This window comes from Paenarthrobacter sp. YJN-5 (assembly GCF_015040095.1).
In the GTDB taxonomy this organism is placed as follows: Bacteria; Actinomycetota; Actinomycetes; order Actinomycetales; family Micrococcaceae; genus Arthrobacter; species Arthrobacter ureafaciens.
The window spans coordinates 306,365-319,287 of record NZ_CP053544.1; the positions used below are offsets into that span (position 1 = coordinate 306,365).

The following is a 12,923-nucleotide window of genomic DNA, read 5'->3' on the forward strand; positions in this document are numbered from 1 at the left end:
GCGGGCCCCACGTCCGATTCGTGGTCTAGCTGCGCAGTGTGCCGTGCCCTCGGCACACTGCGCAGCGAACCCCCGAATCGGTCTGGCATTGATCTCCCGGGTGTGGCATTTGCTGGGAACGGATGCTGCACATTTACACCGGGTTGGAGGTTTGTACTGGACCTCCACGGGGGCTGGGCCAGCCTTGGCTCGGACTTGGCCCAGCTCCCACCTTTTGTTTTGCTTCCCGTTGTTTTTTCTTCGACCCCGAAAGGTCCCAGCCATGGCTGTTGGTGTTTTCGATTTGTTCTCCGTGGGTATTGGTCCGTCGAGTTCGCATACGGTGGGTCCGATGCGGGCTGGGGCGGTGTTTGCGCGGGAGCTTCGTGAATCCGGTGTTCTGTCTTCGGTGGCGGGGTTGAGGGTGGATTTGTATGGTTCTTTGGCTGCGACGGGTAAGGGTCATGGCACTTTTACGGCTACGTTGCTGGGTTTGGAGGGGTTTGAGCCGGAGTTGATCCTGCCCGGTGAGGTGGAGGAGCGTCTTGCTGCGATCGCGGAGACGGGCATGCTGAACCTGGCCGGGGCTTCGGGTGAGGGTGTGCTGTTGCCGTATGCGGTGGAGGATATGGTGTTGCATCCGTTGACGGTGTTGCCGCGGCATACGAACGGGATGAAGTTCGCTGTTACCGATGCCGGGGGGAACGTGCTGAGGGAGGCGACGTTTTTCTCGGTGGGTGGCGGGTTCATTGTTCGTGAGGGCGAGGAGGACGCGGCGCGGGCTGAGTTGGAAGAGTCCAAGGCGGAGTTGCCGTTGCCGTTCCGGACCGCTGCGGAGTTGCTGGGCCGGTGCTCGTCCAAGGGCCTGGGAATCAGCGACATCATGCTGATCAACGAGCGGGCGTCCCGGTCCGAGGAGGAGATCCGGGAGGGTTTGCTGCATATCTGGGCGGTGATGGAGGCCTGTGTTGAAACGTCGCTCAAGCGCGAAGGTGTGCTGCCCGGGGGACTGAGGGTCCGCCGTCGTGCTCCTGATTGGTTGGAGCGGTTGTTGTAGGAGGACAAGGACCGGAACGATCCGAAGTATTGGCAGGAGTGGGTGAACCTGATCGCGTTGGCGGTCAATGAGGAGAACGCCTCGGGCGGCCGGGTAGTCACGGCTCCGACCAATGGTGCGGCGGGGATCATTCCTGCGGTGCTGTATTACGCGTTGCATTATGCCCCGGGGATGGACCAGGCCACGCAGGCGGACCGGGATGATGTGGTGGTGCGGTTCTTGCTCGCTGCTGGTGCGGTGGGTGTGTTGTATAAGGAGCAGGCCTCGATTTCCGGTGCGGAGGTTGGTTGCCAGGGTGAGGTGGGTTCGGCGTCGTCGATGGCTGCTGCGGGGTTGGCTGAGGTGATGGGTGGTTCACCGGCTCAGGTGGAGAACGCTGCGGAGATCGCGATGGAACACAATCTGGGGTTGACGTGTGATCCGATCGGTGGGTTGGTGCAGATTCCGTGTATTGAGCGGAACGCGATCGCTGCGGCGAAGGCGATCAATGCCGCGAAGATGGCGTTGTGGGGTGATGGTACGCACCGGGTTTCCCTTGATGAGGTCATCGTGACCATGCGTGAGACGGGCAAGGATATGTCCCACAAATACAAAGAAACCGCGATGGGCGGCCTCGCCGTCAACGTCGTCGAATGCTGAAAATCGATCACAAAGGAAATTCCATGACCCTGGCACCTGAAGGCCGTAAGTTGCTGCGCGTTGAGCAGCGTAACGCGGCGGTCCCGGTTGAGCGTAAGCCTGAGTGGATCAAGGCGAAGGTCCAGATGGGCCCTGAGTTTGTTGGGTTGAAGAACCTGGTGAAAAAGGAAGGCCTGCACACGGTGTGTGAGGAGGCCGGGTGCCCGAACATTTTCGAGTGCTGGGAAGATAAGGAAGCGACGTTCCTGATCGGCGGGTCCGAATGCACGCGGCGCTGTGATTTCTGCCAGATCGATACCGGCAAACCCTCCCCGCTGGACCGCTTCGAACCCACCAAGGTGGCCAGGAGTGTGCAGTCGATGCAGCTGCGCTACGCGACCGTGACCGGCGTGGCCCGTGATGACCTCGAGGACGAGGGCGTGTGGCTGTACGCCGAAACGGTCCGGAAGATCCACGAACTGAACCCCGGCACCGGGGTGGAACTGCTGATCCCGGACTTCTCCGGCAAACCCGAACACATCGCCGCGATCTGTGAGTCCAAGCCCGAGGTGTTCGCGCACAACGTCGAGACCGTGCCCCGGATTTTCAAGCGGATCCGTCCGGCGTTCCGGTACGAGCGTTCCCTGGACGTGATCACGCAGGGCCGGGATCTGGGCATGGTGACCAAGTCCAACCTGATCCTGGGCATGGGCGAGACCCGCGAGGAAATCTCCGAAGCCCTCCGGGACCTGCACGATGCCGGGTGTGACCTGATCACGATCACCCAGTACCTGCGCCCGTCCGAGCGGCACCTGCCCGTGGACCGGTGGGTCAAGCCCCAGGAATTCGTGGACCTCCAGCACGAGGCCGAAGAGATCGGCTTCCTCGGCGTCATGTCCGGGCCCCTGGTCCGCTCCTCCTACCGCGCCGGGCGCCTCTGGGCCACCGCGATGCGGAAGAAAGGATGGGCCATCCCCGAAGCCCTGGCCCACATCGAATCCTCCGGCACCACCCGCCAGGAAGCCTCCACCATCCTCGCCGCCCACGGCTAACTGATTATCAGCCAGCACAAAGGACTCACCATGCTTGCCACCCGCGTTGAAATCATCCCTACCGATGGCATCGTTGACGTGGTCAACAGTGCGCTGCCGGCCGGTTCGACGGTCAGCATCACTTGCCTGCCCCACCACGGAGTCGAATCCACCGTGAGGACGGCGATCAAGCTGAGCGAGCTGGGCTTCGTGGCCGTTCCGCATATCGTCGCCAAGTGCGTGGAAAGCCAGGAGCACTTGTCCGGGATCCTCGGTGATTGTGCGGCAGCCGGGATCACGGAAGTCTTTGCGATCGGAGGTGACGCCCCGCGAGCGGCGGGCGCCTACTCCACCGGCGTCGAACTTGTACGTGACATTGCGGAACTGAGCGGCGGGTCGATGTCGGTGGGCGTCGCGGGCTACCCGGAAGGCCACCCGTCTATCAACGGGCTGCAGCTGATGGATGCGTTGCTGGAGAAACAGGAGTTCGCCGGCAAGATCGTCACCCAGATGTGTTTCTCGGCGGAGACCATCCACAATTACGTCGCCCTGCTCCGCAAGGAGGGCGTGACCCTTCCCGTCCACGCCGGAGTTGCTGGTGCAGTTCCGAAAGCGAAGCTCATCTCCCTGGCAAGCAGGATTGGAGTGGGCGCCTCGCTCAAGTTCCTCAGCCGCAAGGGACCTCTTGCCCGCAAGCTCATCCTGGGCGAAAGATACGCACCCGACGCCCTGATTCAGGAGCTGGCTGCCCGGCCGGGTGTTGAAGGCATCCAGTTGTACACGTTCAATTCCCTCGAGGCGCTGCCGCAGTAGGGCGCGCTCGTGAGGCGGCACAGTGCCTGAACTGATTGGCCCGTGGGTCAGCCGGCGCGAGGTCTCGGCTTGTTGATCCGTAGATGGGGAGCGCCCCCAGGGGGACGCCGCTGGGCTCGGCGCATGGCTTGTCTGGCCGAAGGTTTGCGAGACACTAATCGACGCTTCGAGGTGCACGCAAGGGGATAGGCTTCCGTTCCCTGGCTGGATACGACTAGTGCCCACGGCAAGCTCATCTTTGACATGTTCGCTTCGCTCCCGGAATACGAACGACGTAGGCCTGCCAGTACCTGTCCAGCACCATCACGTGAGCGCCTTCCTCCCAGTCGAGAGTCTTCAAATCAGTGACCTCCCGCAACTGCTTGTTCTTAGCTAGCATCTCGGCCAGGGCAGCCTCGAAAGCATCGGGCCGGAGCGTTGCAAAAAGGCCACGTTCAAGTCGAAGTTCTCCAGCGCGTCATCGCGCTGCTGCCGGCAGAAGTCATCTGAAAGGACCGTATGCCCCTCGTCCTCGTAGGCCCATGCCGGTGAGGCCCAGAATGCCTCGCCCACGAGCCCACGCGACCTAACCGCCGAAGGCTTCTTGTTCGGAATGGCATACAGCTCACGGGCCAGCTGGTGACCAAACTTACTTTGCCTCAAACGTTCCCCGAAGTGCTCAATAACCGGCCGGGGCCAGACTTCTGAGTACGGCGCATCTGACGCAAGGGCGTCCACTCATCAACCAGCATTCCCCCGTATACATACCCGAAGTCTAGGCGCCGGTGGGACATCCTGCAGTGGGCTTCCTCCGGAGAGCGAATTGCGACGTCCGGCACTAACCGCCACGGACGCCCGCCCACGAACGTCCCGCTTCTAAGGAAATGGGACAGTGCGTCCTGCCACCTGGCAGCGGAGTCGATCGCGGCCAGATTCTCCTGCAAGACGGAGTACGCGCCCGTTGTCACAGTGGTACGGGCGCGGGAAAGGCGACTAGTCTGGCATCTCGCGGGGAAGGCCGGTCGAACTGCGTACCACTAAATGTGGTGTGAGCACATCGATAGACGGAAACGTTGGAGTGATAGGGCTGCCGATGTCGTTCAACCTGTGGTCCATTCGTTCAACTGCAGCGGCCGCAAGTCGACGCGAGCCCTGTGCGATTGACGTTAGTCCTATGTGGGGCAGAGATGCGACGTGGCTGTCGTCATAGCCAACGACGGACACATCGGCGGGCACGGAGACGCCCGCCCTGAGGAGTTCAAACAGTAGACCAACGGCCGTGGTGTCGTTGTACGTCAAGACGGCGGTGGGCAGTTCACTTTCCAGCAACGTCCGGGCAGCTAGAACGCCTGCGAGGTCCGAACCATCCCCTTCGATAACCCTGGCTTCTTCGGCCAGCCCCAATCTTTCCATCGAGTTCATATACGCAACGCTTCTTTCGAGCCCCGCAAGCGATGCGCCGCCGGAAACGTGGACAATTCGTCGATGCCCGAGACTGACAAGGTGGCCCATCGCTTGAGCAATGCCTTCGGCACCCGAAGCCTGGACGAGATCTGTTCCCTCACGGGCTTGCATATGACCGATAGCCACAGTAGGAACTTGAGACACTACGGAAATAGCCTCTTCGTCCATAGTTGACTCGGGGTCGATCAGTATGATGCCATCGCAGCGGGCGCTGAGTAGAGTCTCTGCCGCGCGCGATGCGGAGATGTTTTCCGCCAATGCGCCGAGCATCACGGTGTAGCCCCGTCCAGCTGCCGATTCGTATAGCCACTGCACAACGTCGGCGTGAAACGGCGACATAAGCGAGTAAAGCACCCCGAGCATCTTGGATCTGCGGCTCCGCAACAACCTGGCTCGTGAATCCGGCCGATAATTCAGTTCGGCCGCGACGGCAAGCACTTTTTGTCTCGTTTCCTCCCCGATGCCCGGCAGATCCCGGAGCACCATCGAAACGGCCGCCGGTGAGACCCCGACTTGTTTGGCGATATCGACGATGGTGGGACGTCGACCGTTCGGATTCGGGGATGCCATTATCCGCCTCTCTTGGAAACTATGTATTGACATGGTTCCATGCCGATCACATACTTATTCTACTAGAACGTTTAAGTTCTGCGAAGCGGCGGCATCACGCAAACATCGCAAGAGACGTGAACTTGTGCCATGCAAAAGAAGCTTGAAGGGATAAATCAGTGAAGTTTGTCGAAGAAGACTACGACGTAGTGGTCGCCGGCGGCGGTTTGGCCGGGTTTTCCGCAGCGGTTGCGGCAGCCCGGCACGGAGCCAAGGCCGTACTAATCCAGGACCGTCCGGTTCTGGGCGGAAATTCCTCATCCGAGGTACGGGTCACCCCGCATGGCGCCGCAGCCTTCCATGGGTATGCCCGGGAGACAGGGATTATCTCGGAAGCGTTGATCCAAGAGCGGGCGATAAACCACGCCAAGATTGAGGAGAACGGCTGGACTAACAGTGTGTGGGACCTCGTTCTTTATGACATTGCAGTACGCACCGAGGGCCTCACCCTGCATCTAAACACAGCGCTTGAGGAAGTCGACGTCACCGAACAGCGAATCACGAGGGTCAGGGCCAGGGTGGCCAATGCCGAAACGATTATCCAAATCACTGGAAAGACTTTCATCGATTGCACTGGTGATGGGACGCTTGGCGCACTGGCGGGGGCTGAGTGGCTCTCCGGCACGGAATCAGCTTCGGAGCACGGTGAACCTGATGCGCCGAATGAAGCGACCGACGGAACGATGGGAAGTTCCCTTCATTTCAAGACCGTTGATACTGGTACCCCGGTGCCCTTCAAAGCGCCTGATTGGGCGGTTAAATACGACGATCCGTCCTTCTTCCGTAAGGGTGCAAGGCTCCCCAAAACTCTTTCTAGCGGCTATTGGTGGATCGAAATCGGCACGCCATGGGATTCGATCCATGACAACGAGGCTATCCGGCACGAACTCACAAGGCATGTCCTTGGGATTTGGGACTATTTGAAAAACAGGGACCCGTACTGGTCCGACAAGGCCCAGAACCTGGCGCTGGATTGGATCGGGCAAGTGCCCGGAAAACGTGAAAGCAGGAGGCTGCTCGGGCAGTTGGTGCTCACTGAGAATCACCTCATTGAAAACGGGGAGTTCGAGGACGAAGTAGCCTTCGGTGGGTGGTACGTCGATCTACACACTCTCGGCGGACTTTTGGCCGAGGATGCAGAGCCGGTAAGTACTGCCCTTTTCGCTAACCCGAAGTCAAGTTTCGGCTCTTCCAAGTACGTCGGGCCTTTTGGCATCCCCCTTCGTTCGCTGATGAGCAAGGATCTTTCCAACCTGATGTTTGCCGGAAGGAATGTCAGCTCCACCCATGCGGCGTTGGGTGCCCTACGTGTAATGGGAACCACGGCAGTCATGGGCCAGGCGGCAGGCACGGCCGCTGCCATGGCCAAGGACGCGGAAGGGGTCGGGACCGTACTCGCTCAGCAGGTGAAGGAGCTCCAGCAGACTCTGCTGCGTGACGGCTGCTTCCTGCCCCATGTGCGGAACTCGGATCCGGGCGACCTCTCCCTAACGGCTACTGTCACCGCTAGCAGTTGTGAAAAGGTCCGCGGCGTCGGGCCGAACAGTGCTAACTGGCTTGGCGGAATCGACCATTGGCGGGACCACCCCGTTCACCCATTCACGGGACGCCTAGAGCGGAGGACAGCGCAGTGGGTCGCCGTCGGCGCGGGGCAAGGTGTTGACATTCTTCGCCTCGCGCTAACCAACGAAGGAGATTCAGCCCGCGAAGTGACCGCCACTGTCCACAAGGTCGACGACATTTGGGACTACAGGACGGAACCGGGGGGAGCTTTGGGCAAAGAGGTCCTTGTCGTTCCGCCCGGTGGGCCGCATTGGGTCGAATGGTCCGTGAACATCCCCGGGGAGGATTTGGCCAAAGGCGGGTATATTCGGGTAGACCTTGAGGCGGCACCAGACGTCGAGTGGCACGTCTCCAGTGCTGTCCTGCCGGGCCAGATTGCAGGGTATGAATACAGTCCCGGTCGTTACCGCCGCTTCGGTGGAGGCTCGACGCTGAGCTTCCAGATCGAACCGGCTCAAGAGGCTTATGCCGCCGGGAACGTCCTCTCGGGTGTCACACGTCCGCATCAGAGCACCAACCAGTGGAGGTCAGATCCGGTTGCACCGCTTCCTCAGTGGCTCAAACTGTCCTGGGAACAGCCCCAACACGTCCGTCAGGTCCAGATCACGTTTGCCGGACACCTACTGCGCGAATACCACGCCTACCCCGCCTTCTATCGCGATCCCCAGTGTGCCCGGGACTACATCATCGAAGTGGATGCCGGGGGTCAGTGGAAGGAAGTCGCACGGGTTGAGGGCAACTATTCGACCCGAGTTGTGCACGATCTCCCCGAAGGTACCTCGGCCGACAGCATCCGCCTGACAGTCTTCGCGACCAACGGCGATCCCGCGGCAGGAGTCTATGAGATCCGCTGCTACGAGTCCCCTCTCTGCTCAACGGTTGGCTAGATCATGTCGCTTCATACCAGAGCACCCTCTGAGGTCGGCCCCGGCAGTAGCGAACGCAAGCCTAGCAAGGGTCTGGTTGCGCGGAACCGCAAGACCAGGCGCGGGACATCCTTTCCCTATCTGCTGGTGCTCCCGGCTCTGGCTCTCTTTGTCCTCGTCATCGGATATCCCTTTGTCCAGTCGCTGGCCTTCGCCTTCACCGACCGAAGCCTGCTCGGCACAGAGGAGAACTTCGTCGGATTTGAGAACATCGCAGCCTTCATCTCGGCACCCTCATTCGGCCCGATCCTGTGGCAAACCATCGTTTTCGTCGGCGCCTCAACCCTCGGAGCCTTTGTTGTCGCACTTGCCCTCGCACTGGCCTTAAACACACGGATGGCAGCAGTCGGAGCGCTCCGAACGGGCTTCCTCATTCCATGGATACTCCCTGGTGTTGTCGTCTCGTTCGTCTGGCTGTGGATCTTCGACACCAACTACGGTGTGCTGAATGGCGCGATCAAGATGTTCGGCCTAGGAGAGGGAAACACTAACTGGCTGGACTCCCCCCAGCTGGCCATGACGGCTATAGTCGTGGCAAAGATTTGGCACTCCTTCCCGTGGATGACGATCCTGATCCTAGCGGCACTGCAGGGGGTTCCTTCGGAGGTTCACGATGCGGCAGCCGTGGACGGCGCCTCCGCCTGGAAGAAACAGATCTTCGTCATTCTTCCGCAGATCAAACCGGCGTTGGCTCTGACGCTGTTGCTCGAGACGATCTGGGGCCTTCAGCAATTCGAAATCCCCTACGTCATGACAAGCGGTGGACCGGTGGGATCCACAACGACGTTCTCCATCGCTCTCTACAAGGCTGCCTTCAGTGACTTCGACCTCGGGAAGGCCGGCGCCATCGGCGCCATCTGGACAATCCTCATGAGCCTCCTCGTTGCCATTTACGTCGTGTATACCATCAAGCAGGAAAAGGACTAAGTAGATGTCTGCAACCCTGAAAACGCCAGTAAGGGCGCGCCCAGGCCGATCAGCCCCCGGTTCCGCTCCAGGGCAGCGGCGATCAACGACCGCCCATGTCACCGTCGCCGTACTGCTGCTGTTTGCCCTCTTCCCCGTGGCTTGGATGGCACTGACGGCCTTCACCGCAAATGAAGACATCTTCCAGTTCCCGCCGTCGCTCCAGCGTTCGTTCACCCTGGACCACTTCACAGAAGTCTTCACCAACGGGACGCTCCTGAAGTTCATGGCGAACGGCCTGATAGTGGCGACCATCACCACTGTCACCAGTCTCTTCCTCGGGTTTACGGCCGGATACTCTTTTTCCAAGTTCCGCTACTATGGCCGCACCCCCCTGATGTACCTGATACTCGTGGCCCAGATGGTTCCTGAGGTCCTACTCCTACTCTCGCTGTATGCGTCCTTCAACGCTCTTGGTCTGCTCAACACCTACGGGGCGCTCATCCTCTCGTATTCGACCTTCACGCTCCCGCTCGCGGTCTGGATGATGAAGAACAGTTTTGACGCAATCCCCAACGACCTCATGGAAGCCGGGCGCATCGACGGAGCAAGCGAATTCAGAATCATGATTACGGTCCTGCTTCCGGTCTGCCGGACATCCCTGATCGCCGTTGGACTCTTCGCCTTCATTAGGGCATGGAATGACCTCGCCTATGCGCTCACCCTGGTAGACACGCCCCTGCAAACTCTGCCAGCTGGCCTGTCACTGACTTTCCTAGGTGAGTTTCAGAACTCCTATGGCCAGATGATGGCCGCATCCCTGGTGACCTCATTGCCCGTGGTCGCGGTCTTTCTCCTCCTGCAAAAACACTTTGTAAGCGGAGCCCTCGCCGGCTCTGTCAAATGACATCCGAACAAGAAAACTAACGAATAGGAAAACGAGATGGCAACGACGCCAAGTTCAACAGCCGGCCTGTCCCGACGCACATTTCTCGGAGCCGGGGCGGGCACTGCGGCCTTGGGGTTCCTCACCATGACTGGCTGCGCTTCTACATCAAGCGGCCCTGCGGCCAACGGGCCCTTGACCGTCACGTCCTGGGTCTTCGGGCAGGACTCAGGAAAAGCACTCAAAACAGTCGTGGCAGACTTCGGAACATCCACCTCAATCAAAACCGAAGAGAACACCTATCCATATTTGCAGTACCTCAACCAGCTGGTCCTTAAGGCCAAAAGCAAGAGCCTCAGTGGAGTAGCCCACATTGACGAAGAGTGGCTTTCCACCCTCGCCCTGACCGGTGCACTTAAAGAAGTCTCAGGAGTATTCGACCAGTCTCTGTACCCGGATTCGGTGAATAATGCTGGCACTTACAAGGGCAAGAGGTACGCCATGCCCTGGACGCAGTCTGCTATCGGTGTTATCACAAACACCGAAATCTTCGCTCATGCTGGAGTCTCAAGCCAGGTCCGTACGACCGATGAATTTACAGCGGCACTTCGGGCATTGAAGAGAGCCGACAGCAATCTCATCCCCTACGCTCCCTGCACCAAGGTCGAACAGCTCAAGGACATCATTCCTTGGATGTGGACCTTCGGCTCTCCGGTTGTGGACGGCGAAACGGTAACTCTAGGTGACGACGGGTCAATCCAGGCGTTGGATTACTGGAAGCTTCTCTTGGATGAAGGGCTAATCCAAGCCGGAGTCGTCCGCGACTCCGCTCGCACCCTCTTCGCCCAAGGAAAGGCCGCCATTTACGATGACGCTCCCCAAGCTGTCGGCATCATTCCCGGCCAGTCCAAGGACCCAAATATTGCATCCAAGATGAAGCCAGTCGCACGTCCTACCAAATCTGTGGGGGATCAGCCGCGCGCCCTGGTCTGGAGCCAGCCACTGGTGCGCTTCAGCGATGAGGAATCTACAACAAAATTCATGAAGTTCATGAGCACCGATGCCAAGGCCGCCCAAAAGCTCTTTGAAGCTGCAGGACAACCTCCAACAACAAAGGCGAACTTGGCCTCGGACTGGTTCAAAAACAACACGTTCCATAGCGAATTCGACAAGCAGATCGCTGCCACGGCGACCCGCAACCCGTTCTGGAACTTCCCAAGCGCCTCATCAGCCCAAACCCGATTCAATGAACACGTCGAAGCGGCACTATCAGGCACCGTCACCGCAAAGGCCGCAATGGCCGCAGCAAAAACGGACCTGGAGACCATGCTCAAGGGATAACACCAGCGATGTCAGTGTGTCCCGGCCCAATCACGGGCCGGGACACACACCCGGTCATTATCAAAGGACAAAGGTTCTTGCTCCCGCCGGGAGCGATTGTCGGTAAGGAAACCACGTGAAGGCACAAGTTTCCCCTTTGCTCAACGGAAGAACGACGCAATCCATAATCCGGATCCTGCAACACGGGTCCAGCTATCCCAAAGCCATCGCCGAGAAACTCGGCTTATCACAGGGATACGTCAGCAACCGGCTGGCTCAACTGAATGCTCACGGGCTTGTCAATACCGAGAAACTTGGACGGCACATGATCTACAGCCTGTCCGCAGACGGGGAGCAACGCATTCAAGCCCATGAAGCTAGGATGAAGCAGCAGACGACAGTGCGGGGACGACCGGACGGGCAGGCCCAGCAGCGTCGAAGTCTCTGCTCTGAATGTGGATCTGTAAAGACGGATGCCTGAGCAATGCTTCTAGCATCATTGTGCCGGGCCGCCCACGCGTCAGGCGCACGTGGCGGATGAGAAACGCCAAGCGTGGCGGTCGGCCGCCGGCGACGGAAATCAACGACCTACGGCAAGAGGTCCGGAGCGGCTTGGAAAACGGTAGCTTCGCCTCGTTGTACCTGTGGATCAGGTTCTGGGCAGACGGAGGATCCGCTTCCAGAGCGCATATGGAAGCCTTCGTCCACGGCTTGCAGGATCTGTCCGACAAGGATGTCCGTATCCTGGGCGCTGTGGTCGAGGAAATGCTATCTACATGAAGCTCCGCGCCACATGGAGATGGAAGGCCAGTTGCGGTCATCTTGATGATTGTCGCTGTAGCAAAGAGCCCTTCGAGTGAAGGGATCGGACGGGGGGCATCTTTCGCAGCGTTCTACCGCGATTTGCAGCCTTGCATATGCCGTCGGGGGGCAGCATGGTCCCTCTAGCTAGCCGCTCTAAATGGTGGGCGGCCGCCTTCGACGGCACCCGGGAGCCGGTCGCTTATCGGATGCAATGGCGCCCGCAAGCCGGTCGATAACCGCGCCGGCGGAGCATGCCGACTGGTCCCGCAAGGTTAGGGTCGAAGCCATGTACGTAAGACCCGCACGATGAAAAGCACGATGAAGGGGCCGTAAACGCTACACCTCTCGTCGACCAGAGATGAAGGCACGCATGCGGTCAGTTCCGTGTCCTGGGACTTGCCTCGGAAAGTGAACGTTTGCGGGGACGTTGGTACCGGCCCGTGGAGTCTCTGCAGGCAAGCCCAAACCTTCGGATACCGGTGGCACACCTCTGCGGGCTGGTTAGTAATCTCACCGGGAGACCAGATTCCCGCGTCGGGGCACATCAGGTCCCCACCTCGGCTACCCCTCAGGCTCCGCCGGCACCCTCCATGAAGGCCGCAGCGGCGACGGATGTAACTCCCTTCGCCCTGTCCTCTCGAATCGCCGTCAGTAGAGTGCCCTCATCCAGCAGCGACTTCCCCGATGAACCAGCCTCGGCCATGTGTTCTCCTTCCGCTTGCTTCAGCGATGTCCACAACCGGTGTGCCAGCTATCGGGGACGGGTGAATCGGTGCTCGCTGCTTTCCAGGCCATTGGCTTTGCCCACCGAATCGGCTGCTAGCGCGTCGAGCCCGATGCCGCATTCCTCGAATGCCAGCGCAGTTTTGGCTCAAGGGCTGCACAATGTTGGCGCAGCGGCGTGAACAGTCGACCGAAACGAGGCCGTAGATCGGATAAATAGCCATCGCTAAAGCGCGCCCTCATTC

The 12,923-nt window shown here is 59.7% G+C and carries 9 protein-coding genes and 1 pseudogene; 8 read left to right on the forward strand and 2 right to left on the reverse strand.

The annotated features are described in order from the left end of the window. Positions 1-262: 262 nt before the first annotated feature. The 3 genes and pseudogenes from HMI59_RS01425 to HMI59_RS01435 all read left to right on the forward strand — a co-directional run bounded on the left by HMI59_RS01425 (position 263) and on the right by HMI59_RS01435 (position 3,498). Positions 263-1,675: pseudogene (locus HMI59_RS01425) on the forward strand (L-serine ammonia-lyase). Positions 1,676-1,698: 23 nt separating this feature from the next. Continuing rightward, positions 1,699-2,706: a lipoyl synthase gene (lipA, locus tag HMI59_RS01430; protein ID WP_182264011.1), complete on the forward strand. Its 1,008-nt coding sequence runs from the start codon at positions 1,699-1,701 to the stop codon at positions 2,704-2,706. Positions 2,707-2,736: 30 nt separating this feature from the next. Further along, the gene (locus HMI59_RS01435; RefSeq protein ID WP_193592572.1) at positions 2,737-3,498 is read left to right on the forward strand and encodes a methylenetetrahydrofolate reductase; all 762 of its coding nucleotides are present in this window, start codon (positions 2,737-2,739) and stop codon (positions 3,496-3,498) included. 972 nt (positions 3,499-4,470) lie between these two features. Here the strand turns inward: HMI59_RS01435 and HMI59_RS01440 are convergent. Next, positions 4,471-5,511, reverse strand: coding sequence for a LacI family DNA-binding transcriptional regulator (locus tag HMI59_RS01440; protein ID WP_193592573.1), 1,041 nt, complete (start codon positions 5,509-5,511; stop codon positions 4,471-4,473). A 158-nt stretch (positions 5,512-5,669) separates the two neighbouring features. On the opposite strand from HMI59_RS01440, the gene HMI59_RS01445 reads away from it, so the two are divergent. The 5 genes from HMI59_RS01445 (at position 5,670) to HMI59_RS01465 (ending at position 11,632) form a co-directional block, all read left to right on the forward strand. Further along, positions 5,670-8,000, forward strand: a complete 2,331-nt coding sequence (locus HMI59_RS01445) for an FAD-dependent oxidoreductase (protein ID WP_193592574.1) — start codon at positions 5,670-5,672, stop codon at positions 7,998-8,000. A 126-nt stretch (positions 8,001-8,126) separates the two neighbouring features. Beyond that, positions 8,127-8,966, forward strand: a complete 840-nt coding sequence (locus tag HMI59_RS01450; protein ID WP_227471497.1) for a carbohydrate ABC transporter permease — start codon at positions 8,127-8,129, stop codon at positions 8,964-8,966. A gap of 145 nt (positions 8,967-9,111) precedes the next feature. Continuing rightward, the gene (locus HMI59_RS01455) at positions 9,112-9,852 is read left to right on the forward strand and encodes a carbohydrate ABC transporter permease (RefSeq protein ID WP_227471498.1); all 741 of its coding nucleotides are present in this window, start codon (positions 9,112-9,114) and stop codon (positions 9,850-9,852) included. A 174-nt stretch (positions 9,853-10,026) separates the two neighbouring features. Continuing rightward, on the forward strand, positions 10,027-11,172 hold the full coding sequence (locus tag HMI59_RS01460; protein ID WP_227471499.1) for an ABC transporter substrate-binding protein: 1,146 nt from the start codon (positions 10,027-10,029) through the stop codon (positions 11,170-11,172). 115 nt (positions 11,173-11,287) lie between these two features. Further along, positions 11,288-11,632 carry a winged helix-turn-helix domain-containing protein gene (locus tag HMI59_RS01465; RefSeq protein WP_193592578.1) on the forward strand — a complete coding sequence of 115 codons (345 nt, stop codon included), beginning with the start codon at positions 11,288-11,290 and terminating at the stop codon, positions 11,630-11,632. A gap of 891 nt (positions 11,633-12,523) precedes the next feature. Here the strand turns inward: HMI59_RS01465 and HMI59_RS25915 are convergent. Then, positions 12,524-12,658, reverse strand: coding sequence for a hypothetical protein (locus HMI59_RS25915; protein WP_255527645.1), 135 nt, complete (start codon positions 12,656-12,658; stop codon positions 12,524-12,526). Between the last annotated feature and the right edge of the window lie 265 nt (positions 12,659-12,923).

What these genes read in the sequence shown, in the direction of transcription:
- HMI59_RS01440 (WP_193592573.1), bottom strand. Translation starts at nt 5,511, where the DNA reads ATGGCATCCCCGAATCCGAACGGTCGACGTCCCACCATCGTCGATATC.
- HMI59_RS01435 (WP_193592572.1), top strand. Translation starts at nt 2,737, where the DNA reads ATGCTTGCCACCCGCGTTGAAATCATCCCTACCGATGGCATCGTTGAC.
- HMI59_RS25915 (WP_255527645.1), bottom strand. Translation starts at nt 12,658, where the DNA reads ATGGCCGAGGCTGGTTCATCGGGGAAGTCGCTGCTGGATGAGGGCACT.
- lipA (WP_182264011.1), top strand. Translation starts at nt 1,699, where the DNA reads ATGACCCTGGCACCTGAAGGCCGTAAGTTGCTGCGCGTTGAGCAGCGT.
- HMI59_RS01455 (WP_227471498.1), top strand. Translation starts at nt 9,112, where the DNA reads ATGGCACTGACGGCCTTCACCGCAAATGAAGACATCTTCCAGTTCCCG.